The organism is Limnohabitans sp. 63ED37-2 (assembly GCF_001412535.1).
Classification (GTDB): Bacteria; Pseudomonadota; Gammaproteobacteria; order Burkholderiales; family Burkholderiaceae_C; genus Limnohabitans_A.
In genome coordinates, this window is sequence record NZ_CP011774.1 from 599,264 (window position 1) to 621,798 (window position 22,535).

Below are 22,535 nucleotides of genomic sequence, written 5' to 3' on the forward strand. Positions count from 1 at the left end.
TGTTGTCAATACCTCTCATTGTCGCAGGCTTGGTCAGGATTTTGAGGCTCTAGCGCAGGGTCAAATTTTCACTTTGGGTTTGGGTTTGCGCTTGCTGTCCGTACCACTGCCATCAGGTTTCTTGTTCAAAGCGTCGCGCAGCTCATCGGCCAGCTGTAAGGTTTGAAGTTCTTTCGTGAGGGCAGTCAATGAGGAGATTTCAGCTTGTATGTTGTTCAGGACGAAGGCCCTCAGCAAGGCTTGGCTCATATTGATTGGTTGGGAGGAGGGCACTTTCAAGCTGGAGCGCCACTTGTCCTCAGCCTTTGTTTTGCCAGAAGTGGCTTTTTCGACCTTCGTGGGTTTTGCTGGAGCTGGCTCATTTTCGGCCGGCTTTGTCAACATGTCTGCAACAGCGTGAATGCTGTAGAGAATTTTTCCGCCAACCACGATGTAGGGGATTTTTAGTTTGTTCTCTTTGCGCAAGAGGCTTTGGTGTTTGGCGCTGATCCCTAAGATGGGCTCAAGTTGCTTGGGCGTCAAGACTTCTCGGCCACCAGAGCGTGTCCGTAGGTAGGCAACCAAGTTGCTCGTTTGCTCCATAGGCGCTGTCTCCACCAATTTGAGTTGGTCTCCTCGACAGGAATCGAACCTGTATCTGAAACTTCGTACCACTATGGCTTTAGCCACCGACTAATCGTTTGTGGTCTGGACTATGCCTTTGCCTTGGGCTGGCGCGCCTTTAGGCAGGGGCCGTCTAGTCTCTACACCTTCCAAGATCGCTCTTGGCTTGGCTCGGCGTTGCCACGGTCACTAGGACCAGAGGGTTCACCGAATTTGACCCCATTCAGTCACTGCTTTCGCCTGTGACTGCCCATTGAAAGGAGGTTTCCGTTCTATCCATTGAACTACAAGGAGCTTACTTTTTGAATCTTAGCAGGTCGTCATTTTTGTGAGCTTGCAACCCCCTCTTGCCCCAGCGCTTGCGCAGCTTGAGTCCAAGATCTCTCGTCTACAGCTTGACAAGCCTTGGGACAAATTTGGGACACGGAAAGAGGAAAAATATACAGAAAAACAGGGAAAACAAAGGATAAAAAGTCTTTTAAATCAACGGCTTATGAAAATATTCAAAGACCTATGACCGCTTAGGAGGGGAGAGTTCTATCCATTGAACTACGGTGGCCAAGCAGCGGATTGTAATGGCCCGCACTACCTCAGGATGGGTGGAATGTCTTGGGGTGCTCGACCTGTCAGCGCCTGCCAATGAGCAGCTGCCTCAAAGGGGTTGGCTGTTCAAGAGCAGGTACTGCATGTCATCCAGGGCTTCATGCACACGGCGGCCTTGGAAAAACAATTTCAAGGTGTGCAATTCTTGGCTGTGCACCAGGAACGGTGCCGAGCCATAAACGCTTTTGGTCATGCCCGCTTTGAGTTGCAGAAGTGTTTTCTGGTTTTGACTGTCGAGCACACACAGTTCAGTGTCCGCCTGGGCCTCCAAATGCACATAGTTGCCTGGTTTGAGCGGCTGGCTTGGTGTGTGTGTTTTGCTGTGGTCGCGGTGCTGCCAATCACAAGCCGATGCAGGTGTTGACGCTGAGACCTTGATCGCAGCAAGGGGAGGCTCGCCGCTTACTGGGGTCAAGCCGATGGCATTGGCGGGCGGTGCTGAAGGCGCCTGCGACTGTTTTATTGGGGCAGATGGCTTGGCTTCTGGTTTTGAAGGGACCATGGGCAACGGGTCCTGCATGACCGAAACGGCAGCGTGGACGTGGGTGGCGGATGCATCGCCCATGCCCCAGGGCTTCATGGCGGTCAGTGCCACCAAACCCAGCAAACCCAAAGACCCCCAAAAAGCTTGTTGTACCAGCCTGCGACTGCGGTCATTGGAAGGCGCCTTGGGGTGGCTGACGGGCGCTTGGGCCATTGCGGTGGCCATGTCGAAGGTCTGCTCGTCTTCGTGCGGTTCGGTGGGTTCAACGACCACATGCACAGGCTCTGGCATGACCAGTTCGTGACCCAATTTCTTGAGCAGTTTGACACCCGTGCTGCGCTTGATGGCCGGGTTGTAAAAACTGTTGTTGCCGCCCAGCTCGAGTTCTTTGAGCTGTGCCAGCGAGACGGTGTTGTTCCGTGCAAATACCAGTGCATCAATACCTGCCTCTTCCCGCAAACTTCGCAAGAGCTGCCCATCTTCAGCACGCCATGAGGGATTGTTCATAAGTGAAAGCTGATACCAGTGAGACGCATGCCCAAAAGGGCCGATCGGCGATGATAGTACAGTTTTGGTAAATATTGAGTTAATTTTATTTACTATGTGGCTTATTTGTCACCTTTATGAGTGGACGTGGATCAGCGGCTCAATCACGCCGCACCGTGAAGATCAGATCCAGTGCACTTTGCTCCCCGGCTTGGGCCCGCAGGGTCAAGCGGCGCGAGAGGTCATAAAAAATATACAAACTGCCAAATGCGCCGCTCAAACTGGTTTCATAGGCCAGGTAAAAGTCTTTGGACAGGCGCTTGCCCAGTGTGACTGCGGCGCCGGTGGCGGTGGCGTCCGAGCGGCTGCCGCTGCCCAACGAGATTTCGTCCAGTCCCAGGCTGGTTGCCAACTCGCCGCTCAGGCTTTTGCCGTTGCCGCTGAGCAGGGCCACCGCCGCTTGTTGCAACACAGCGGATTCGGCGCCACCATTGGCCGCAGATCGGCCCAGCACCAGCCAAGCGAGTTTGTCGGCGTCGGGCAGGTCCGGGTCTGCGTACAAACGGATGCGTGGGAGCAAAGCGGTGCCAGTGATTTGCACGCCCACTTTTTGAGGCAGGTTGGGGCGAAGTGCAATGATGTCCAGATTGGGGTTGTCGTAGGGGCCATTGAAGCGCAGCACACCAGTGTCGATGCTCAGCTGTTGGCCATAGGCTTTGTAGCGACCGCCTTCGGTGCGTACCTGCCCACTCAGGCGAGGTTGACCGCGCGTGCTGGTGTTGCTGAGCAGTTCTACCCGACCGGTCAGGCGTGTGTTGAGGCCTTGGCCTTGCAGCTGAAAGTCAGAGCCCAAGTCGAGCATGACGCGCACATCGGGCACCCCCAACCAAGAGTTGGAGAGCCCGTTGGGCTCGACCGGGGCGGTGAGGGCACTCAGGTTCAGTTCGCCCATGCCGGGGCGAAACACCACCACATCGTCACCCAGGCTGGGGGTGCTGTTGTCGGGCAGAACAAAAAGTGCCTGGTCGGCCTGGACGCCGCCACGCAGTTGCAATTGGCCTTGAGACATGCGGGCCGTCACATCGCCCGACACGCTCAGTCGCCGGTCGGCGCGGTTGCTCACGCGCAGGTTTTGGGCATGGATCTGCAGATCCAGATTGGCCGAGCGCAAAGGGTTGGTGCTGGGGCTATTGGGGACTGTGGAGTCGGTGTTGAATTGAACCTGTCCACGACCTTGGAGTTCGCCCCCCTGTGCACCGGCCCCGCGCAGGCTCAAGCGCTCCAGAACCAAGCGTTGACCTTGCAGGCGGGCATGCATTTGCCCTTGGCTGAATTCGATGCCTTGTACGGCCGATCTGGCCGCCAGTTGATCTGCTTGCAAGCGACCCTGCCATTGGGGCTGGTTGCGGGTGCCGCTGAGCGTCAGGTTCGCGTCCAGCGTGCCTTGGACGCGCCAGCCAGGCGGGGCCAGCACCGACCAAGCCCCGATCTGTGGCAAGCTGGCCTGCACGCTGCCGCTCACGGGGGCCTGCTCTGCCCATTGCCAGCCGTTCGAGGTCCGGCTCAACTGACTTTGCAGTTGGGCCTTGGCCTGGCCCATTTGGGCACTGTCCCAGTTCAGCTCGGCGGTGAGTTCCTCGTTTTGCATACGCACCAGCACCTTGGCTTGGCGCAAACCGGCGGCCGTGATTTGGCCGGATGTGCTGTCGGTCTTGATGCGCAAATCGCCACGGCTGCGCTCAGCGGTCACGCTCAGGTTGAGGTCTTGGTCCACACGCCACTGCGCTTGGCCTTGGAGTGTGATGTCATTCAGCAGCTCGCTGCCCAGCCAAGCTTGCGCCCAAGAAGCGGGCAGGTCTGACCAATTCAGGGCCCCATGCGTTTGCAGGGCTTGGCCTGCGCTTGGCGCAGTCCAGGCACCGGCTTCGGCTTGTAGGCGAGGGCGGCCTGGGCTTGGGCCTTGCAACAGCCAGTTGGAAGGCTCCCAAGTCAGGGCCATGGGGTCAACTCGGGCTTGCCAGGCGAGTGTGGATTGCAACACCAGACGCCAGGGCGCAGCTGACGGGGTTGGGGTGTTCGGGGTGCTCAGGCTCAATTGTTCAATACGGCCTTGCCAGTTGGCGCTGTGGACATCGCTGCGCTTGGCGTGCCAGGTGCTTTGCAGCTGTGCGCTGTGCGAGCCCTGGCCCAGGCGGGCTTGCAATTCGGCCTGCACCGCCAAGGGGGTGCCTTGCATCTTGAGTTGACCCGGAGCCATGAACCAGTTCGCTGGTCGGTAGATGGAGGGGCTGGTGGGTGCGCTCTTGGGGCTGGGCTGTGTCCACTCGACACGCGGCCATTGCAGGTTCAGGGTCAGCGGTGCATCGGCTTGGTCAAAGCCGCCTTGCCACTGGGCGATCAGTCGTGCTGGTCCGCTGGCTTTGAATTTCTTGAGTGAAGCGCCCCAGTCTGGCAGGCCTTGCAGCCATGCCTGGCTGGAGGCGGCGTCTTGCATTTGCACTTCCAGTCGGCCTTGGCCGCTTGTGGGGGCCAAGTTGCCTTGGGCTGAGGCTTGCATGCCGGGCAGTTCCAAGGTCATGCGCCCTTGCACGGCCTTTTGGGTGGGTTGCCATTTGAACTGCGCCTCCAGGACAGCCCGCGCGGCCTGCAAGCGCAGGCTGTCGATGTCCCAGCGCTCGGGGTGCCACTGGCCTGTGAGTTGCAGCTGTTCCCATTGCAAGGCCGCTGGACCGGCGGCGTTGGTCGCTTGGGCTTTGGGCGCTTGTAAATCGGCGCTCAGCGCGATGGTGTCGGCGCCTGTGACCTCGGCTTTGAGGCGGCCTTGCACGGCAGGCCCGACCCATGCGCTGTGCAGCAAGGCCGGTTGCAGGTTCTGAATCTCCAGCTGCCCGGTCCACCCTTGGGGGGTTTGCTGGCCTTGGCCTTGCAATTGGCCTGCAGCCAGTCTGGCTTGGACTTGCTGGATTTGCCACAAACCTTGGGCATGGCGTGCTTTCAGCTTGAGCTGCGCCAAGGGCAGCCGCTGCTGGTCCCAAGCACCGGGCAGCCGGTTGTCCACCTGCGCATCGAGTTGCCAGGCTGCGCCATCGGGCAGCAGCCGAGCTTGACCTTGCAATCGGGTTTGTGGGGCACCTGGCCACAGAGGTGCCAGGTCGAGGGCTTGCCACTGGCCTTCGGCTTGCACCACCGCTTGGGCTTGCCAAGGCTGGATTTGCGCTTGCATCGACAGATGGACCTTGTCTTGTGCCCGTCCCAAAGCGCCTTGCCCGGGTGTGGGGGCCAGCTCGGCTTGCACCGAGAGTTGGGCTTGGGGCCCTGACAACTGGCCTTGCACCGTGGACAAGACCTGCAGCTGCAGGGCGGGTGTGCGACCGCTGGCCGGGGTTTGCACCTGGCCTTGGGCCGCAACGTGCAAGGCCATGGGCGCTGCGCCCTGCAAACGGGCTTGCACGGTGTACCGACCTTGGGCCAGTGCAAGCGAGTCCACATTCAGGCGGTGATCTTGTCCGTCAAAGGCGTACTGGGCCCGAACATCGGACAGCGTCACCGCCGTGCTGCCTTGCCAAACCAATTGGTCCACCTGCAAGGCCAGTTGCAAGGGCAGCGGCAGGCGCAACTCGGTCAGGGGTGTGACGGGCTTGGGGGGGCGTTGGTCCTGCACGCGCAGGCTTTGTATTCGAATGCTTTGCACAGGCCAAGCCTGACGCCACAACTGTGACCAATCGAGCACCAGCTGGGTGTTTTGGGCCTGCACCTGCAAACCACCACTTTGCCAGCTGATCTGGCCAATGCGCCCGCCCTGCTGCAAGTTGCCATGCACATCGGCGCTGCGCAGCTGCTGGCCCGAGGGCAAGGCCCAGTGGACCATGTTCAGGGCCGTGCCCAAAGAGCCGGGCGTGCCCGTCCAGACCCACAGCCCCCCAAGCGCGGCAACCAACACCAAGGGCCCGAGCAAGGCCGACAGGCTCACCGCCGATAAAGCACCCAGGCCCTTTGCCACACGCTGCAACAGCGACCACGCAGGTGAGGGCACAGGGGAGGGCGCATCCCGTGGCGGATGGACAGTCGAGTCCACGGTCTGCGCCGTGGCATCCTGGTCAGTGGGGTGTTTGCTGGGGTGGTTCATCTTCAGAACGTGAAGCCCACACTCAGGTGCAGTCGCAGTTTTTGCAGCGCCTGCCCATAAGCCAGATCCATGCGCACCGGTCCGACCGGGCTACGCCAGCGGGCACCTATGCCGTAGCCCATTTGCGGCTTGAGTTTCGCCATGTTGTTGGCCACCGATCCCGCATCGACAAACACAGCGCTTTCCCAGTCGGTCGCTTGCCCTTTGTGGCGGATGGGGCGCTGCCACTCGAGGCTGCCTGAGGCCAGATATCGGCCTGGGACCATGGTGCCGTTGGCATCGGTCACGCCAATGCTGTTGGGCGCGTATCCGCGCACACTGTTGTCGCCACCCGTCCAGAAGAGCTGGGTGGCGGGCAGGTTGGAGGTGTCGCGGCTGACCACACTGCCCATTTCGGCATGCACAGCCAAACGGCCCATGCCGGAGCCCAGAGGCACAAGCCCCAGGCCTTTGAGCCGCCAACGCACATAAGGCTCTCGTGAGTCGCCCAGTGTCACCCCCGAACCCAATTCAATGCCCACACCCAAGCCCCGGTTGGGAAAAGGCAGACTGTCAAAGCTGCGCCAAGTCCAGCCATAGTTGGCGCTGATGGCTTCGCGTTGTCGCAAGAGGTCGCCTTGCAGTCGGGCCGAGTCGTATTGGGCGAAGTAAGAGCGGTCACGGCGCTCACCCAGTTGTGAGCGACCCACTCGCCAGCGTTGGCTTTGCAGGGGCACGTCAAAAATTTTTTCACGGTCGAATTTGACGGAAGTGTTCCAGCGCCACAGCTTGACATCGGGAGGCGCCAGCAGGTCCAGACTCGCACTTTGTAAATCTTTGTCCAGTGACAGTTTGCTGACCGAGCGCCAATGTAGGCCCGGTACGCTGTGGTGGGTGTGTTCGGCGCTCACGCGGGCACCGCTGTCGCTGCGCACACCCAGGCCCAGCACCCATTTTTGGCGCAGACTTTCTTTGAGCTCGATCTTGACAGGGGCCTGCGCCGCTTGGCCTTCGACATCGAGGCTGACAAACACCGAATCGTAAAACCCACTGGTGACCAGGCGTTGCTGTGCTTCAAGCAAATCGTTTTGTCGATAGACCTGGCCGATGGGCAAACGCGCCAGGCGCTCAACCTGTGTGGTGCCGTATTTGTCAGTTCCGGAAATTTGCAATGCCCCCAGTTTCACGGCTGGGCCGGAGTCCAGGGTCAGCCACAGTCGCACCTGGTTGGTGGGCTCGTCCACCAGGGCCAGGCTGTGCAAGATCCGCCCCCACGGGTAGCGCTCGGCCAGCAGCTGGCGAAGGGCTTGGTTTTTGGCTCGGCTCCAGGCGTTCTGGCTGAAGGTTTCGCCCACCGGCAAAGCCCATTCCTGTTCGATGGCTTTGAGCTGCGCCTGCCCCTCTGCGTCACTGCCCACAGCGCCCAGCCACTGCCACTGCACTTCCGAGATGCGGGCGGCAGGGCCGCTGTCCACCTCCAGTAAGACGCGGCCCAAGCTGCCGGTGTTGACGATTTTGTCTTGAGACCAGCGCAGTGTGGGTTTGAAAAAGCCCAAGGTGCCCAGCAACTCGCGGGCCTGCACATCGGCGTCACGCAGCAAACGGGTCAGCTCTGTCTCGTCCAGATCACTCAAGCTGCGGTAGCGCTGCAAGTCCAGATGTTGCAACAAAAAATCGCGGATCTCCTCAGCGCTGCTGTGCACCTCCAAGCCAAAGGCTGACGGGCTGGTTGGGGATGGGGCGGTGGTGTGGGGTGCAGGCGCTGCGGTGTCTTGCGCCAGAGCCGAGATGGGGGCCAGCGCAGCAGATCCGAGGGTGGCCAGCAGCACGGCGATGGCCATGCGTTGCAGGCCCGCGAACCGCGCTGGGCGCCTCATTTGCTCAGCAAACGCATCGCATCTTCCAGGCCCTTGAGGGTCAAGGGGAACATGCGGTTGCTCATCAGCTGCTGGATGATGGAGATGCTCTGGCGGTATTGCCACACGCCTTGCGGCTCGGGGTTGATCCAGGCAAATTTGGGGAAGGTGTGCGTCAGGCGCTGCAGCCATTCGGCACCGGCTTCTTCGTTGTTGTATTCAACGCTGCCACCCTTTTGCAAAATTTCATACGGGCTCATGGTGGCGTCCCCGATGAAGATCAGTTTGTAATCCTTGTTGTACTTGCGCAAGATGTCCCAGGTCGGGAACTTCTCGGCATAGCGGCGCTTGTTGTTTTTCCACATGAAGTCATAGACGCAGTTGTGGAAGTAATAAAAATCCAGGTGCTTGAACTCGGCCTTGACGGCCGAGAACATTTCTTCAACCCGGGCGATGTGCTCGTCCATGGTGCCGCCCACGTCCATGAGCAGCAGCACCTTGACGTTGTTGTGCCGCTCCGGGCGCATCAAAATGTCCAGATAGCCCGCGTTGGCCGCTGTCTTGCGGATGGTGCCGTCCAAGTCCAGTTCGTCTTGCGAGCCTTCCCGTGCAAAGCGGCGCAGGCGGCGCAGCGCGACCTTGATGTTGCGCGTGCCCAGCTCTTGGCTGTCGTCATAATCCTTGTAGGCGCGTTGGTCCCACACTTTGACGGCGCTCTTGTTGCCGCCCTTGCCGCCGATTCGGATGCCCTGTGGGTTGTAGCCACCGTTGCCAAAAGGGGAAGTGCCACCCGTGCCGATCCACTTGTTGCCACCTTCGTGGCGTTCCTTTTGTTCTTCTAGGCGCTTTTTGAGTGTCTCCATCAACTCGTCCCAGCCCATCTTCTCGATGGCGGCCTTTTGCTCGGGCGTGAGTTCCTTTTGCAGGATTTTTTCGAGCCACTCGAGTGGCACTTCTTTGGTGAAGTCGGTCAGCATCTCCACACCCTTGAAGTAAGCGCCAAAAGCCTTGTCGAACTTGTCGAAGTGCTTTTCGTCCTTGACCATCACCGTGCGGGCCAAATGGTAGAAGTCGTCGATGCTGCAAGCGTCTGATGCCGGGCCTACCACATGGGCCTGCAGGGCTTCGAGCAGCGTCAGGTACTCGCGCACTGAGACGGGCAGTTTGGCAGCGCGAAGGGTGTAAAAGAAGTCGATCAGCATGACCGGTGTTCCTCGGTTCTGGTGCGGCTCAATTGGAAGTCAAGGTGGGTGCGCACATTGGGCCATTCGCTGGCAATGATGCTGTAAACACAGGTGTCGCGCAGTGCGCCAACAGCCAAAGGGTGGGGATTGATCTGGTGGCTTCGCAGCACGCCATCGAGCTTGGCCCCCAAGCGCTCGATCGCGCGGCGGCTTTGGTGGTTGAAAAAATGCGTGCGGAACTCCACCGCGATGCATTGGAGGTGCTCAAAGGCGTGGGCCAACAGCAGGCGCTTGGCTTCGGTGTTGAGGGGTGTGCGCTGAACGCTTTGGCGGTACCAGGTCGAGCCGATTTCGACACGGCGGTTGGCAGCATCGATGTTCATGTAAGTGGTCATACCCACCGCTTGACCCGTGCTGGGGTGGATCACCGCAAATGGGCACATGCTGCCTTGGTTCTGCAGGTTCAAGCGGCGTGTGATTTCACCCGCCATGGCTTCGGGCCTTGGGATGGCGGTGTACCAGTGGTTCCAAAGCTCACCATCTTGCACGGCCATGACGAGGTCGTCGTGGTGGTCGTTCGACAAGGGCGCGAGTCGCACATGCTGCCCCAGAAGCGAAGTGGGTGTGATCCAAGGGCTCATGATGGGGTGTCGGTGTCTTTGGCTTTTTGTTTGCTGCGCCAATAACGGGCCAAGTGCAGGCCTGCACCGCCGCCCAGCCCCACCAGCAAAATGCCACCGATGCTGGCGTTGTCATAACCGGCGCTGAAAATATTCAGCCCCAGCCATTGGCCAGCCCAGTAACCGGCCAAGGCGCCACCGACAAAGCCCACGGCGTCGGAGATGCCTTCCATGAAGGGGTTGGGAGAGCTCATGGGTTTGACTTCAACGGTTGCGCTGGTTCATGAACACCAGCTTTTCAAACAAGGTCACGTCTTGTTCGTTTTTGAGCAGGGCACCCACCAACGGAGGGACTGACACCTTCTGGTCGGCGCTTTGCAGGGCTTCGAGCGGTATGTCTTCGGCCACCAGCAGTTTCAGCCAGTCGAGCAGTTCGCTGGTCGAGGGCTTTTTCTTCAAGCCGGGCAAGCCGCGCACGTCATAAAACGTCTTGAGCGCCAGGGCCAGCAGGTCTTTCTTGAGGGTGGGGAAGTGCACATCCACGATCTGGCGCATGGTGTCCGCTTCGGGGAACTTGATGTAGTGGAAGAAGCAGCGGCGCAAGAAAGCGTCGGGCAGCTCTTTCTCGTTGTTGGAGGTGATGAATACCAGCGGACGGGTCTTGGCCTTGATCAGTTGGCGCGTCTCGTAGCAATAGAACTCCATGCGGTCGATCTCGCGCAACAAGTCGTTCGGGAACTCGATATCGGCCTTGTCGATCTCGTCGATCAGGATGGCCACAGGGGTTTCCGAGGTGAAGGCCTGCCAGAGCACGCCCTTGATGATGTAGTTCTCGATGTCCTTGACCTTTTCCTCCCCCAGCTGGCTGTCACGCAGACGGCTCACTGCGTCGTACTCATACAGGCCCTGCTGCGCCTTGGTGGTCGATTTGATGTGCCACTGCAAAAGCGGCAGGCCCAGCGCCTGGGACACTTCTTCGGCCAGCATGGTCTTGCCGGTGCCGGGTTCCCCTTTGACCAGAAGGGGCCTTTTGAGGGTGATGGCGGCGTTGACGGCCAGCATCAGGTCTTGTGTGGCGACGTAGTTTTCGGTACCTTGGAATTTCATGGTGGGCAATTCTCAAAAACAGTAAAGAGTCTTGTCAGGATTATGAGGGCCAGCCCGATATAATCCGCAGTTGATTTTTATCAATCAATTGGATTGTGTAAGCAAAATGAACAAGCTGTTGACCTCGATGTTTGCCTTGGCTGTCGCTTCTGTGACCGCCTTTTCCGCCCATGCCCAAGAGATCAAGGGCGACGCCAAAGCTGGCGAGCAAAAGATTGCCATGTGCATCGGCTGCCACGGCATTCAGGGCTACCAAGCCAGTTTTCCTGAGGTTTACCGCGTGCCCATGATTTCGGGTCAAAACGCCAAGTACATCGTGTCTTCGCTCAATGCTTACAAAAAAGGCGAGCGTAAGCACCCCACCATGCGTGGTATTGCCGACACCCTGACCGAGCAGGACATGGCCGATTTGGGCGCTTACTATGAGCAACACGCCAAGGTCGAGCCGGTGACCAAGGCCCCCAAGGCTCCCGACGCCAAAGTGGCTACCTTGTTGCAAAAGGGCGCTTGTATTTCTTGCCACGGCGACAACTTCAACAAGCCGGTCGACCCAAGCTACCCCAAGCTGGCCGGTCAGCACAAAGACTATTTGTTTGTCGCGCTCAAGTCTTACAAAGTGGAAAACCAGTCCACATGGGGCCGCAACAATGGCGTGATGGGTGGCATCGCCAAGCAGTTCTCCAATGCTGAACTGAAGGCCATTTCGGCTTACATCGCCTCTTTGGATGGTGAGATGAAGGTGGTTCCGCAGTCGCGCTTGCGCTGATTCGGTCTGTTGGACCCCAGCCCAGAAAAACCCGCTTCGGCGGGTTTTTTCTTGTCTTTTGGCACCTGTGGTGCGTTGTGGGCCTCAGTCTTGTGTGGCGTTGCGCTGCACACAAGCGATGTAGGACTCGCCGTCGGGCATTCGGCCCGAGCGCTGGCTTTCAAAAACCATGCGTCCCAAGCATTCCATGGCCTGGTGGTGTGCATCGTGCAATGAGTTGAGTCGGTGCGTGAGCAGTTCCACCGCTTGGCGAATGCCCCGAGGCTGGTCGATGCTGCATTGCTCGCTGATGGACAGGTGCATGGATAAATGCAAAAAAGGGTTTTCCCGGTTGGGGTCCACTTGGTGCATGTTGGCCAGTGCCGCGTCCACATCCGACAATTCCGCGTGGTATTCGGGATGTTCGTCGATCCACTGGCTGACCAGCATTTCCATGGGCTCGAGCGCTGCGGCGGTTCGGGCTTTGGCGTAAACACCACAAAAAAAGCGCCGGACATCGGCTTGTGAGGGTTGTATCAGCATGGGGTGGATTGTGTATCAAGTGTGATTGGGCTATGGGTGCTTTGGGGAGTGAGAGGCCCGGCCAGCGCCGCCGTCCCGTCTTGCGGACAGACACCAGGCGTCTCTTCACACTGCAGTCGTGAAACGGTCACCCCAGCTCGCAAAGCGCCCCTAGAATGTCAAAGAACACCCCTTGTACATGCAATATAATGCATATATTCAACCCTCAAGAGACTACTCACATGAACCAAGCCTACATTTGCGATGCGATCCGTACCCCCTTTGGCCGCTACGGCGGAGCGCTCTCCAGCGTGCGCACCGACGACCTGGGCGCGGTGCCCCTGCGAGCCCTGATGACCCGCAACCCCAACGTGGACTGGGCCGCAGTGACCGACGTGTTGTATGGCTGCGCCAACCAGGCGGGTGAAGACAACCGCAACGTGGCCCACATGAGCAGCTTGCTCGCTGGTTTGCCCATCGACGTGCCCGGTGCCACCATCAACCGCCTGTGCGGCTCGGGTTTGGACGCCATTGGCACGGCCGCACGCGCCATCAAGGCGGGCGAAGCCGGTTTGATGATTGCCGGTGGTGTGGAAAGCATGAGCCGCGCCCCGTTTGTGATGCCCAAAGCCGAGAGCGCCTTCAGCCGCGCCAATGCCGTGTACGACACCACCATTGGCTGGCGCTTCATCAACAAACTGATGAAAGCCCAATACGGCGTGGACTCGATGCCCGAGACGGCCGAAAACGTGGCCACCGACTACAAGATCGAGCGCGAAGCGCAAGACCTGATGGCCTACAACAGCCAGCTGCGTGCGGTGGCCGCCATCAAGGCCGGGCATCTGGCCCGCGAAATTGTGGGTGTCAGCATCCCTCAGAAAAAGGGCGACGCGATCATTGTGGACACCGACGAGCACCCCCGTGAGACCAGCTTGGAAGCGTTGGCCAAGCTCAAAGGCGTGGTGCGCCCGGATGGCACCGTGACCGCGGGCAATGCCTCGGGTGTGAACGACGGCGCGTGCGCCTTGCTGCTGGCCGACGAAGCCTCCGCTGCCAAAAACGGTTTGACCCCCAAAGCCCGCATCGTGGGCATGGCCACGGCGGGCGTGGCCCCACGCGTCATGGGCATTGGCCCCGCGCCTGCGACGCTCAAGGTGCTGGCCCAAACCGGCCTGACCATCGACCACATGGACGTGATCGAGCTGAACGAGGCCTTTGCCGCGCAAGGCTTGGCCGTGCTGCGCATGCTGGGCCTGAAAGACGACGACGCCCGCGTGAACGCTTGGGGCGGCGCCATTGCCCTGGGGCACCCGCTGGGTGCATCCGGTGCCCGTTTGGCCACCACCGCCATCAACCGCCTGCAGCAGACCGCTGGCCGCTACGCTTTGTGCACCATGTGCATTGGCGTGGGTCAGGGCATCGCACTGATCATCGAGCGCGTTTGAGGTTTCAAGCCCGGATCAGGTCCGGGTTGACATCTCTGGCCACCAGCCCCTTCGGGGGCTTTTTTGTGCCTGCTCGAGTTCTTCGGCAGTGACGTCGATTTCGAGGCGCAAGAGCGCAGCGCCCATGGCTTTGCCCAGGTTATCGAGGCGCAGGTTGCGTGCACCTCCGCCTTGCAATGCGCCATGCAGCACGAACTTCATGGCCAGAATGTTCGGCAGCGGCCAGGCGTCCACCTGCCCCGGCAACCATGGCGCGAAGTGTGCTTGCACTTTGGCGGCCGTCACTTCGCGTTCCAAAAGGCGATAGCCCGCTTCGTTCCAGGCGAACAGGCCAAAGTCCACCCAGTCGGCTTTGTCGCCACTGCGAGCATGCGCGATGCGGGCCAAGGGAATTTTCAAAAGGGTTGCGGTCATGCGCCGGGCTCCAACATCTCAACACGGGCTTGAACACGGTCACGCGGGATCAAGGTAGGCCAAATGCCCAGCAAGGCACTGGAGGCGTTCAAGCCTTGAAAGCCGCAGGTGTAGGCCGGGCCACTCAAAGCCATCCAGGGGAACAATCGGCCAAAGCCATCGGCCACCGCTTTCGAGCGGGTGCGCAGCACCATGCGCACCCAGATCTCGGCGCGTTCGTTCAACTCCGCCGCAGGCGGCAAAGGGGCCAGCGGACCGTGCGCCGAATTCAGCCCGGGGTATTCCACAAACAGCTCGTCAAAAGGCAGTTGGCGCTGTTTCAGTTGGCTGCGGATCATGCTTTCTGCCGCCTGCACCTTGTCCCAGGCGTCAGGCCAGGAAAAGCCCCAGCTGATCTCTGCCTTGAAGCCGTCCTGAAATCCGGCCACCACTTTGAGCTGATTGGTGGGGGCGCTGCCTTTGGCACCGGTCAGGCGCACGCGGTGCTGGCCTTCGTCGTGCAGCTGGATTTGCCCCATGTCGAGCACCACATCGGGCGAAAAATACGCATGCGGGTTGTGCACTTCGTACAGCAGCTGCTGGCGCACGGTGTCGAAGTTGACCAGGCCGCCCGTATCGGGTGCTTTGGTGATGAAAGTTGTGCCGTCGGGCCAGACCTCGGCAATGGGGTAGCCGATGTGCGCCAAGTCCGGGATGTTTTGCCAGCTGCCTTGGCTGCCAAAGTTGCCGCCGCTGCCTTGGCCCGAGCATTCGAGCAAATGCCCCACCGTCAGGCCCTGCGCCAGTCGGTGAAAGTCTTCGGGGGTGGCCGCATCGGCGAGCTTCCAGCCCAGCGCGTGCACCAGCGGCCCCAGAAACAGCGCGGCATCGGCCACACGCCCGGTGATCACGATGTCGGCCCCTTGGTCCAGCGCATCCACGATGGGTTGTGCGCCCAGATAGGCGTTGCCAAACACCAAGCGCTCGCGCACGCTGGCCACGTCGGCGCCGTTCATCATGTGGTCAAAACGCTCGCCGGGTGCTTGCAGTTGCGTCAGCACATCGTCGCCGCTCACCACCGCAATGCGCGGGTGCCAGCCCGCTGCAGCCAAGGTTTTTTGCACCGCCTGCGCCGCGCCCATGGGGTTGAGGCCGCCCGCGTTGCAAACGAATCTGACGCCACGCGGCTGCATCAGGGGCCATAGGCGCAAAAGCATGGGCACCACATCGCGGGCGTAGCTCAAAGCAGGGTCGCGTTGGCGGTCTTTTTGTAAGATGGCAAGGGTCAATTCGGCGAGGTGGTCGCTGGCGATGAATTGCACCTGGCCGCGTTCGATGCTGGCGACTACGGGCTCCCAGTTGTCCCCGTAGAACCCGAGCCCGGATCCGATGCGTATGGCATTTGTCATGAAGGAATATTGAAGCCTTGTGTGAGAGTTCAAATGGGGGACAACCCCTAGGGAAAGTCTCGTGTAAGACATGCACAATCGCACGGTCGTTCGCAAATGCTTTGCTCGGTGCTGAATCAGTGTCCGACCAAGCCCTGTGAACTCGGCTCGACAGAACAAAGAGGAGACAGGTGTGCAATTGCTGCAACTGCTGATCAGCGGTGTGGCCCAGGGTTGTATTTATGGACTCATTGCCCTGGGTTTCGTGCTGATTTACAAGGCCACCGAAACGGTGAGCTTTGCCCAAGGCGACTTGATGATGGTGGGGGCTTTTTCGGGCTTGGCTGCCATGACGCTTTTGGGTTTCCCGTTCTGGATTGCGGTGCCCGCAGCCATCGTCGCCATGGGTATTTTTGGCGTGTTGGTCGAGCGCCTAGTCATTCGCCCGATCCTGGGGCAACCGGCTTTTTCCATCGTCATGCTGACCATTGGTGTGGGCTATGTGCTGCGCGGTCTGATCACCATGATCCCCGACGTGGGCACCGACACCCACACCATGCCTGTGCCCTATGCGGGTGAGGTCTTGCGTTTGGGGGGCTTGGTGATCGCTGCCGAGCAAATGGTGGTGATCGGCGCCACCGGCATCTTGTGCCTGGGCCTGTTTGCCATGTTCAAGTACAGCAAGCTGGGCATCGCCATGCAGGCGGCTTCGCAAAATCAGTTGGCCGCTTATTACATGGGCATTCCGGTCAAGCGCATCAACGGCCTGGTCTGGGGACTGGCGGCAGGTGTGGCGGCAGTGGCCGGTCTGCTCCTGGCGCCCATCACTTTTGTGCACGCCAACATGGGCTTCATTGGCCTCAAAGCCTTTCCCGCGGCGGTGGTGGGCGGCTTTGGCAGCTTGCCCGGTGCCATTGTGGGCGGCTTGGTGATCGGCATCGTCGAGTCGCTCTCGGGCTTTTATCTGCCCGAGGGCTTCAAGGACATCGCGCCCTACATCGTGGTGTTGCTCATGCTGGTGCTCAAGCCCAATGGCTTGTTCGGCGAGCAACTGCGCAAGAAAGTCTGAGGCTCCGGCATGCGTTTCATTTTCAAAACCGAATACAACCAGGACATCACCCTGGCCAAACATGGCGGCCATGTGTTCTGGTACAGCTTGCTCGCCATCTTTTTGGTGGTGGCACCCTGGGCCGTGCCCGAGTACTGGCTGGCGCAGCTGACCTTTGTGCTGATCTACGCAGTCGTGGGCTTGGGCCTGATGCTGCTGGCGGGTTTCACGGGTCTGTTCTCTTTGGGCCACGCCGCGTTTTTGGGCGTGGGGGCTTACACCCAGGCTGTCATGGTCAATGCGGGGGTGCCGTTTCCGCTGGCGCTGGTGTGCGCGGGCGTGTTCTCGGCCATCGCGGGTGTGATCGTGGGCTTGCCTGCGCTGCGCGTCAAAGGCATTTACCTGGGCATGGCCACGCTGGCTTTTGGCTTCATTGTCGAAGAGGGCATGGCCCGCTGGGAAAGCGTCACGGGCGGCAACGCGGGCTTGATGGTCACCTACCCCAAGTTGGGTGGCTGGACACTGGACAGCACCGATGAGTTTTACTTTTTGTGCCTGCTGGTGACGGTGGGGGCGACGCTGGCCATCGTCAACCTGCTGCGGTCGTCCACTGGACGCGCCTTTGTGGCCATTCGCGACTCTGAAATTTCGGCGCAAAGCATGGGCATCCATTTGGCGCGTTACAAGACCTTGTCGTTTGCCTTGTCGGCCGCATTGGCGGGCATTGGCGGCGCCTTGTATGCCCACAAGATCCAGTTCCTCTCGCCCGAGCAGTTCAGCATCATCCAGTCGATTGACTTGCTCTTGATGGTGGTGATCGGTGGCCTGGGCTCGATCCACGGTGCGTTTTTGGGCGCGATTTTCCTGATTGTGATGCCGCAACTGATCGCGCTGGGCAAGGACTTCTTGCCTGCCGCTATTGGTGGCGCCGCCGGGCTGCAGGGCACGGTTTACGGCTTGGTGCTGATCGCCTTTGTCCTGTTTGAGCCCATGGGCCTGTACGGGCGCTGGCTCAAGGTGCGCACCTGGTTCCAGTTGTTTCCGTTTTACCGCCGTGGCCTGTTCAAGCGCCAGAAATCGTTCCAGAAGTCGGACCGCCTGAAATGAACGCAGACATCCTTTTATCCGCGCAAGACCTGAGCGTGCGCTTTGGCGGTGTGCTGGCCGTGAACAAGGTCAGCTTCGACGTCAAACGCGGCGAGGTCTTCACCCTGATCGGCCCCAACGGTGCGGGCAAGACCACCGTCTTCAACCTGATCAGCCGCATCTACACGCCTACCACGGGCGTGATCGACTATGCCGGGCCACAAGGCACACTGCGCCTGACCGACCAGCAGCCGCACCAAATCGCAGGCTTGGGCATTGCCCGCACGTTTCAGAACATTGAATTGTTCGAACACGCGACGGTGTTGCAAAACCTGCTGATTGGCCGCCACACGCACCGCAAAACGGGCGTCTGGAGCGAGATGTTCTTCAGCCGTAAAACCCGCGCGGCCGAGATCGAGGCGCGTGAAAAGGTCGAAGAGGTCATTGATTTTCTGGATCTGCAACACCACCGTGATTCGATGGTGGCGGGCCTGCCTTACGGCGTGCGCAAAGTGGTTGAGTTGGCGCGTGCCTTGTGCACCGAACCCAAGCTGCTTTTGCTTGACGAGCCTTCATCGGGCCTGAACGTCGAAGAAACCGAAGACATGGCTTTCTGGATTTCGGACATCAAGAACGAGTTGGGCATCACCGTGCTCATGGTCGAGCACGACATGAGTCTGGTGTCCAAAGTGTCCGACCGCGTGCTGGCCATGAGCCAGGGCGAAGAACTCGCCACCGGAACGCCCAGCCAGGTGCAAAGCGACCCGGGTGTGATCGAGGCTTATTTGGGCTCGGTCGACGATGTGTCCAGCCTGCGCCGCGAAAACTACGTGCCCGGAGGTGCCGCATGAGCGCAGCCAACCCCATTCTGAACGCGGCCGCTGAGCCTCTTGCTGACAACGTGATGCTCAAGCTGCTCAACGTCGAGAGCGCCTACGGCCCGATCAAGGCGATTCGTGGCGTGAGCCTGCAGGTGCGCCAAGGCGAGATCGCCACCGTGCTCGGCTCCAACGGCGCGGGCAAGACCACCATCCTCAAAACCATCAGCGGCATCATCGATCCCCGCAAAGGTTCCATCGAGTTCAAGGGCCAGAGCATCACCGCGCAAGACCCCGCATTCATCGTGCAGCGCGGCCTCATGCATGTGCCCGAAGGGCGTGAAGTGTTTCCGCTGCTGTCGATTCGCGACAACCTGCTCATGGGCGCCTTCACCCGCAAGGACCGCGATGGCGTGGCCCGCGACATGGAAGCCGTGTACAACTACTTCCCCATCCTGCGGGAGCGGGCGGCGCAAGACGCGGGCTTGCTCTCGGGCGGACAGCAGCAGATGCTGGCGATCAGCCGCGCCCTCATGGCCAACCCCGATTTGATCTTGCTGGACGAGCCCAGTCTGGGCCTGTCGCCCAAGCTGACCAAGGAGATTTTTGAAATCGTGGTGCGCATCAACCGCGAGCGCGGCACCACCATCTTGCTGGTGGAGCAAAACGCCAACATGGCGCTCAACGCTTCGGATTACGGCTATGTGCTGGAAAACGGCCGCATCGTCATGGAAGACAGCTGCGCCCGTTTGCGAGAAAAGGACGACATCAAGGAGTTCTACTTGGGCATGAAGGAAGAGGGCGTGCGAGCCGACCGCCGCTGGAAAAAGAAGAAAACCTGGAGATAAGACATGAGCCAACTCTGGGACACCTCCGGCATCGCGCCGCAAAAAAATGTCGTCATGGCGGGTGAGACCATCCCCGCCATCTTCTGGAACGCAGTGGCCGCACGCGGCCCCAATGTGTGGATGCGCCAAAAAGACCTGGGCATCTGGCGCAGCTGGACCTGGAACGAGACCGCACAAGCCGTTCGCGAGATCGGCCATGGCCTGATGGCACTGGGTTTTGAGGCGCGTCACACAGCCTCCATCTTGGCCAACACCAACATCGAGTGGGTGCTGTGCGACTTGGCCGTGCTGAGTGCGGGTGGCGTGTCCAACGGCATTTACCCGACCGATGCGGCCGAGCAGGTGCACTACCTGTGCGAAGACTCGGGCACCCGTGTGCTGTTTGTCGAAGACGACGAGCAACTCGACAAGGCGCTGGCTGTGCGCGAGACCTTGCCCTTGTTGCAAAAAATCGTGGTGTTCGACATGGACGGTTTGCGTGACTTCCACGACCCGATGGTGATCAGCTTGAAACAGCTGCAAGCCTTGGGCCGCGAACATGCCCAGCAACACCCCGAACTGTTAATGCAGCGCACCGCTGCTTGCAAACCCGAAGATTTGGCCATCTTGGTCTACACCTCGGGCACCACCGGCAAGCCCAAAGGCGGCATGCACAGCCACCACGGACTGGTTTACACCGTGCGCGGTTACAACACGCTGATTGCCCGTGACGAGCGCGACGAGTGCATGTGCTTTTTGCCCTTGTGCCACATCGCCGAGCGCATGGGCGGCGAATTTTTCTCGATGTACACCGGGGCCAAACTCAACTTTGTCGAGAACCCTGAAACCGTGCCCGAAAACGTGCGCGAAATCGCACCCACCGTGTTCACGGCCGTCCCCCGTGTGTGGGAAAAGTTTTATTCAGGCGTGATGATCGCGCTCAAGGAGGCGGGCGGCTTGCAGCAAGCGGTGTATGGCTGGGCCATTGGCGTGGGCCACCAGGTCGCCGATTTGGTGCTGGCACAAAAGCCTGTACCTGGCAGCCTCAAATTGCAATTCCATGTGGCGCGTCTTTTGGCGCTCAACAACGTGCGCAAGATGATCGGCATCCACCGTGCACGCTTTTTGGTGACGGGCGCGGCACCCATTTCCCCCGATCTGGTGCGCTGGTATTTGGCGCTGGGCTTGCCCATGCTCGAAGTCTGGGGCATGACCGAGACCTGCGGTGCGGCCACGGGTGTGCCCGCTGACCGCATCAAACCCGGCTCCATTGGCCCGGCTGCCGAGTACAACGAAATGCGTCTGGACCCGGTCACCAGCGAGATTTTGGTGCGTGGCCCCAATGTCTTCATGGGTTATCTGAATTTGCCCGAAAAAACTGCTGAGACCATCGATGCCGACGGCTGGCTGCACACGGGCGACGTGGGTGTGGTGGACGAGGAAGGGTTTTTCCGCATCACGGACCGGATGAAAGACATCATCATCACAGCCGGGGGCAAGAACATCACCCCGAGCGAATTGGAAAACGAACTGAAATTCTCGCCCTATGTCACCGATGCGGTGGTGATTGGCGACAAACGGCCCTATTTGACTGTGATCATCATGATCGACCAGGAAAACGTGGAGAAATACGCGCAGGACAACGACGTGCCCTTTTCCAACTACGCCAGCCTCACGCACAGTGCCGAGGTGCAGGGTCTGATCCAAGCCGAGTTGGACCGGGTCAACAAGAAGTTTGCACGTGTGGAGCAAATCAAGAAATTCTGGTTGCTCGACACGCAGCTGAGCGCCGAAGACGAAGAACTGACCCCGACCATGAAGCTCAAGCGCAAATTGGTCGAGAAGAAATATGCGCCCCAGATCGAGGCGATGTACCGCTGATTCAACTTACCCTTTTCTACAACAGGAGACCTGCAACATGAAAATCAAACTCAGCCTCGTCGCCGCTGCGATGGCCCTGACCGCTGGCGCGGCCATGGCCCAGACGCAAGGCGTGTCCAAAACCGAAATCACGCTCGGCTCCATCCAGGATTTGTCGGGCCCGCTGGCTGGCTTTGGCAAGCAGGTGCGCCTGGGCATGATGCTGCGCGTCGATGAAGCCAACGAGCAAGGCGGCATCAACGGCCGCAAGTTCAAGCTCTTGGTCGAAGACTCGGCCTATGACCCACGCCGCGCCGTTTTGGCCGCCCAAAAGCTGGTCAACCAGGACAAGATTTTTGCCATGATCGGCCACATCGGTACTGCGCAAAACATGGCCGCCATGCCCGTGCAGTTCCAGAAGAACGTGATCAACTTCTTCCCCGTCACGGCTGCGCGTGAAATGTACGAGCCCTTCCACAAGCTCAAGTACTCTTTTGCCGCCACCTACTACGACCAGATGCGTCTGGGTGTGCCGATCTTGGTGAAGGAAAAGAACGCCAAACAAATCTGCGCCATGCACCAGGACGATGAATTTGGTCTGGAAGTGTTCCGCGGCGCCGAAGAAGGCCTCAAGAGCATGGGCATGCAGTTTGCCGAAGTGACCACCTACAAGCGTGGCGCGACCGACTTTGCATCACAAATGCAAAAGCTCGCTTCGTCCAAGTGCGATTTCGTGGTCATGGGCACCATCATTCGTGAAACCATTGGCGGCATTGCCACCGCACGCCGCTTGGGCTTCAACCCCACTTTCTTGGGCTCCAGCGCTGCTTACACCGACCTGATCCACAAGTTGGGCGGCCCTGCCATGAACGGCTTTTACGCCACCATGTCCACCCAGCACCCTTATCTGGACGAGGCTTCGCAGCCGATTCGTTTCTGGGCCAACAAGTACAAGACCAAGTTCAACGAAGACCCGACCGTGTTCTCGGTCTACGGCTACAACGCCATCGACTCGTTCTTGCGTGCGGTTGAGAAATCAGGCGCCAATGTGACCACCGAGAGCATCATCAAGGCCATGGACACCATGGTCATCCCACCCGATATCTTTGGCACAGGCGAGATGTCTTTCAGCCCGACCAAGCGTCTGGGCAGCAACGCTTCGCGCATGTCGCAGATCACCGATGGCCGCTGGAAAGTGACCTCGGCTTACTTCAGCGACAAGAAGTAAAGCCAGCTGCACACAGTGCTTTTTAAAAACCGCCTGAACCCGCAAGGGTCAGGCGGTTTTTTCATGGGCACAAAGAAATTTAGGGCAGAAAATTTCAGCAAAATACTCCATATTTTCCGAAGTAAAT

At 59.6% G+C, this 22,535-nt stretch carries 19 protein-coding genes; 8 read left to right on the top strand and 11 right to left on the bottom strand.

All coding sequences use genetic code 11. From position 1 onward, the window contains the following. Window positions 1-60 precede the first annotated feature (60 nt). From L63ED372_RS02865 to L63ED372_RS02905, 8 genes are all read right to left on the bottom strand, one after another. Window positions 61-582, bottom strand: coding sequence for a hypothetical protein (locus L63ED372_RS02865; protein ID WP_062403054.1), 522 nt, complete (start codon window positions 580-582; stop codon window positions 61-63). 673 nt (window positions 583-1,255) lie between these two features. After that, window positions 1,256-2,197: a hypothetical protein gene (locus L63ED372_RS02875; RefSeq protein ID WP_062403061.1), complete on the bottom strand. Its 942-nt coding sequence runs from the start codon at window positions 2,195-2,197 to the stop codon at window positions 1,256-1,258. Between the two features lie 139 nt (window positions 2,198-2,336). After that, on the bottom strand, window positions 2,337-6,302 hold the full coding sequence (locus tag L63ED372_RS02880) for a translocation/assembly module TamB domain-containing protein (protein ID WP_062403064.1): 3,966 nt from the start codon (window positions 6,300-6,302) through the stop codon (window positions 2,337-2,339). A gap of 2 nt (window positions 6,303-6,304) precedes the next feature. Beyond that, window positions 6,305-8,158 carry an autotransporter assembly complex protein TamA gene (locus L63ED372_RS02885; protein ID WP_062403068.1) on the bottom strand — a complete coding sequence of 618 codons (1,854 nt, stop codon included), beginning with the start codon at window positions 8,156-8,158 and terminating at the stop codon, window positions 6,305-6,307. After that, window positions 8,155-9,339: a vWA domain-containing protein gene (locus L63ED372_RS02890; RefSeq protein ID WP_062403071.1), complete on the bottom strand. Its 1,185-nt coding sequence runs from the start codon at window positions 9,337-9,339 to the stop codon at window positions 8,155-8,157. Before L63ED372_RS02890 ends, L63ED372_RS02885 begins: the two co-directional genes overlap by 4 nt. After that, window positions 9,333-9,962 carry a GNAT family N-acetyltransferase gene (locus L63ED372_RS02895; RefSeq protein ID WP_062403074.1) on the bottom strand — a complete coding sequence of 210 codons (630 nt, stop codon included), beginning with the start codon at window positions 9,960-9,962 and terminating at the stop codon, window positions 9,333-9,335. Before L63ED372_RS02895 ends, L63ED372_RS02890 begins: the two co-directional genes overlap by 7 nt. Next, window positions 9,959-10,195: a hypothetical protein gene (locus L63ED372_RS02900; RefSeq protein WP_062403075.1), complete on the bottom strand. Its 237-nt coding sequence runs from the start codon at window positions 10,193-10,195 to the stop codon at window positions 9,959-9,961. Before L63ED372_RS02900 ends, L63ED372_RS02895 begins: the two co-directional genes overlap by 4 nt. Before the next feature lie 10 nt (window positions 10,196-10,205). Further along, complete coding sequence (locus tag L63ED372_RS02905; protein ID WP_062403078.1) at window positions 10,206-11,048, bottom strand: AAA family ATPase; 843 nt, start codon at window positions 11,046-11,048, stop codon at window positions 10,206-10,208. Window positions 11,049-11,154: 106 nt separating this feature from the next. On the opposite strand from L63ED372_RS02905, the gene L63ED372_RS02910 reads away from it, so the two are divergent. Then, a complete protein-coding gene (locus L63ED372_RS02910; RefSeq protein WP_062403081.1) occupies window positions 11,155-11,814 on the top strand; it encodes a c-type cytochrome in 660 nt (219 codons plus the stop codon). An 84-nt stretch (window positions 11,815-11,898) separates the two neighbouring features. Here L63ED372_RS02910 and L63ED372_RS02915 read toward each other — a convergent pair whose 3' ends face one another. Beyond that, window positions 11,899-12,333 carry a DUF1841 family protein gene (locus L63ED372_RS02915; RefSeq protein ID WP_197275347.1) on the bottom strand — a complete coding sequence of 145 codons (435 nt, stop codon included), beginning with the start codon at window positions 12,331-12,333 and terminating at the stop codon, window positions 11,899-11,901. 224 nt (window positions 12,334-12,557) lie between these two features. On the opposite strand from L63ED372_RS02915, the gene pcaF reads away from it, so the two are divergent. After that, entirely contained in the window at window positions 12,558-13,760 is a 1,203-nt protein-coding gene (gene pcaF, locus L63ED372_RS02920; protein WP_062403088.1) for a 3-oxoadipyl-CoA thiolase, read from the top strand. Window positions 13,761-13,775: 15 nt separating this feature from the next. Here pcaF and L63ED372_RS02925 read toward each other — a convergent pair whose 3' ends face one another. Both L63ED372_RS02925 and L63ED372_RS02930 read right to left on the bottom strand, forming a co-directional pair. Then, window positions 13,776-14,174 carry an AtuA-related protein gene (locus tag L63ED372_RS02925; protein ID WP_062403091.1) on the bottom strand — a complete coding sequence of 133 codons (399 nt, stop codon included), beginning with the start codon at window positions 14,172-14,174 and terminating at the stop codon, window positions 13,776-13,778. Continuing rightward, window positions 14,171-15,562 carry an acyclic terpene utilization AtuA family protein gene (locus L63ED372_RS02930; protein WP_062403094.1) on the bottom strand — a complete coding sequence of 464 codons (1,392 nt, stop codon included), beginning with the start codon at window positions 15,560-15,562 and terminating at the stop codon, window positions 14,171-14,173. The genes L63ED372_RS02925 and L63ED372_RS02930 overlap by 4 nt, the downstream gene beginning before the upstream one ends. A 172-nt stretch (window positions 15,563-15,734) precedes the next feature. Here L63ED372_RS02930 and L63ED372_RS02935 point away from each other — a divergent pair, with 172 nt between their 5' ends. The 6 genes from L63ED372_RS02935 to L63ED372_RS02960 are packed head-to-tail and all read left to right on the top strand — an operon-like array spanning window position 15,735 to window position 22,408. Further along, window positions 15,735-16,610, top strand: coding sequence for a branched-chain amino acid ABC transporter permease (locus L63ED372_RS02935; RefSeq protein WP_062407557.1), 876 nt, complete (start codon window positions 15,735-15,737; stop codon window positions 16,608-16,610). A 9-nt stretch (window positions 16,611-16,619) separates the two neighbouring features. Then, window positions 16,620-17,696 carry a branched-chain amino acid ABC transporter permease gene (locus L63ED372_RS02940; RefSeq protein ID WP_062403097.1) on the top strand — a complete coding sequence of 359 codons (1,077 nt, stop codon included), beginning with the start codon at window positions 16,620-16,622 and terminating at the stop codon, window positions 17,694-17,696. Then, window positions 17,693-18,526: an ABC transporter ATP-binding protein gene (locus L63ED372_RS02945; protein WP_062403100.1), complete on the top strand. Its 834-nt coding sequence runs from the start codon at window positions 17,693-17,695 to the stop codon at window positions 18,524-18,526. The genes L63ED372_RS02940 and L63ED372_RS02945 overlap by 4 nt, the downstream gene beginning before the upstream one ends. Then, window positions 18,523-19,341, top strand: coding sequence for an ABC transporter ATP-binding protein (locus L63ED372_RS02950; protein WP_062403103.1), 819 nt, complete (start codon window positions 18,523-18,525; stop codon window positions 19,339-19,341). Before L63ED372_RS02945 ends, L63ED372_RS02950 begins: the two co-directional genes overlap by 4 nt. Window positions 19,342-19,344: 3 nt before the next feature. Beyond that, window positions 19,345-21,201, top strand: a complete 1,857-nt coding sequence (locus L63ED372_RS02955; protein ID WP_062403106.1) for an AMP-dependent synthetase/ligase — start codon at window positions 19,345-19,347, stop codon at window positions 21,199-21,201. 37 nt (window positions 21,202-21,238) lie between these two features. Then, on the top strand, window positions 21,239-22,408 hold the full coding sequence (locus L63ED372_RS02960) for an ABC transporter substrate-binding protein (RefSeq protein WP_062403109.1): 1,170 nt from the start codon (window positions 21,239-21,241) through the stop codon (window positions 22,406-22,408). The last annotated feature ends 127 nt before the right edge of the window (window positions 22,409-22,535 follow it).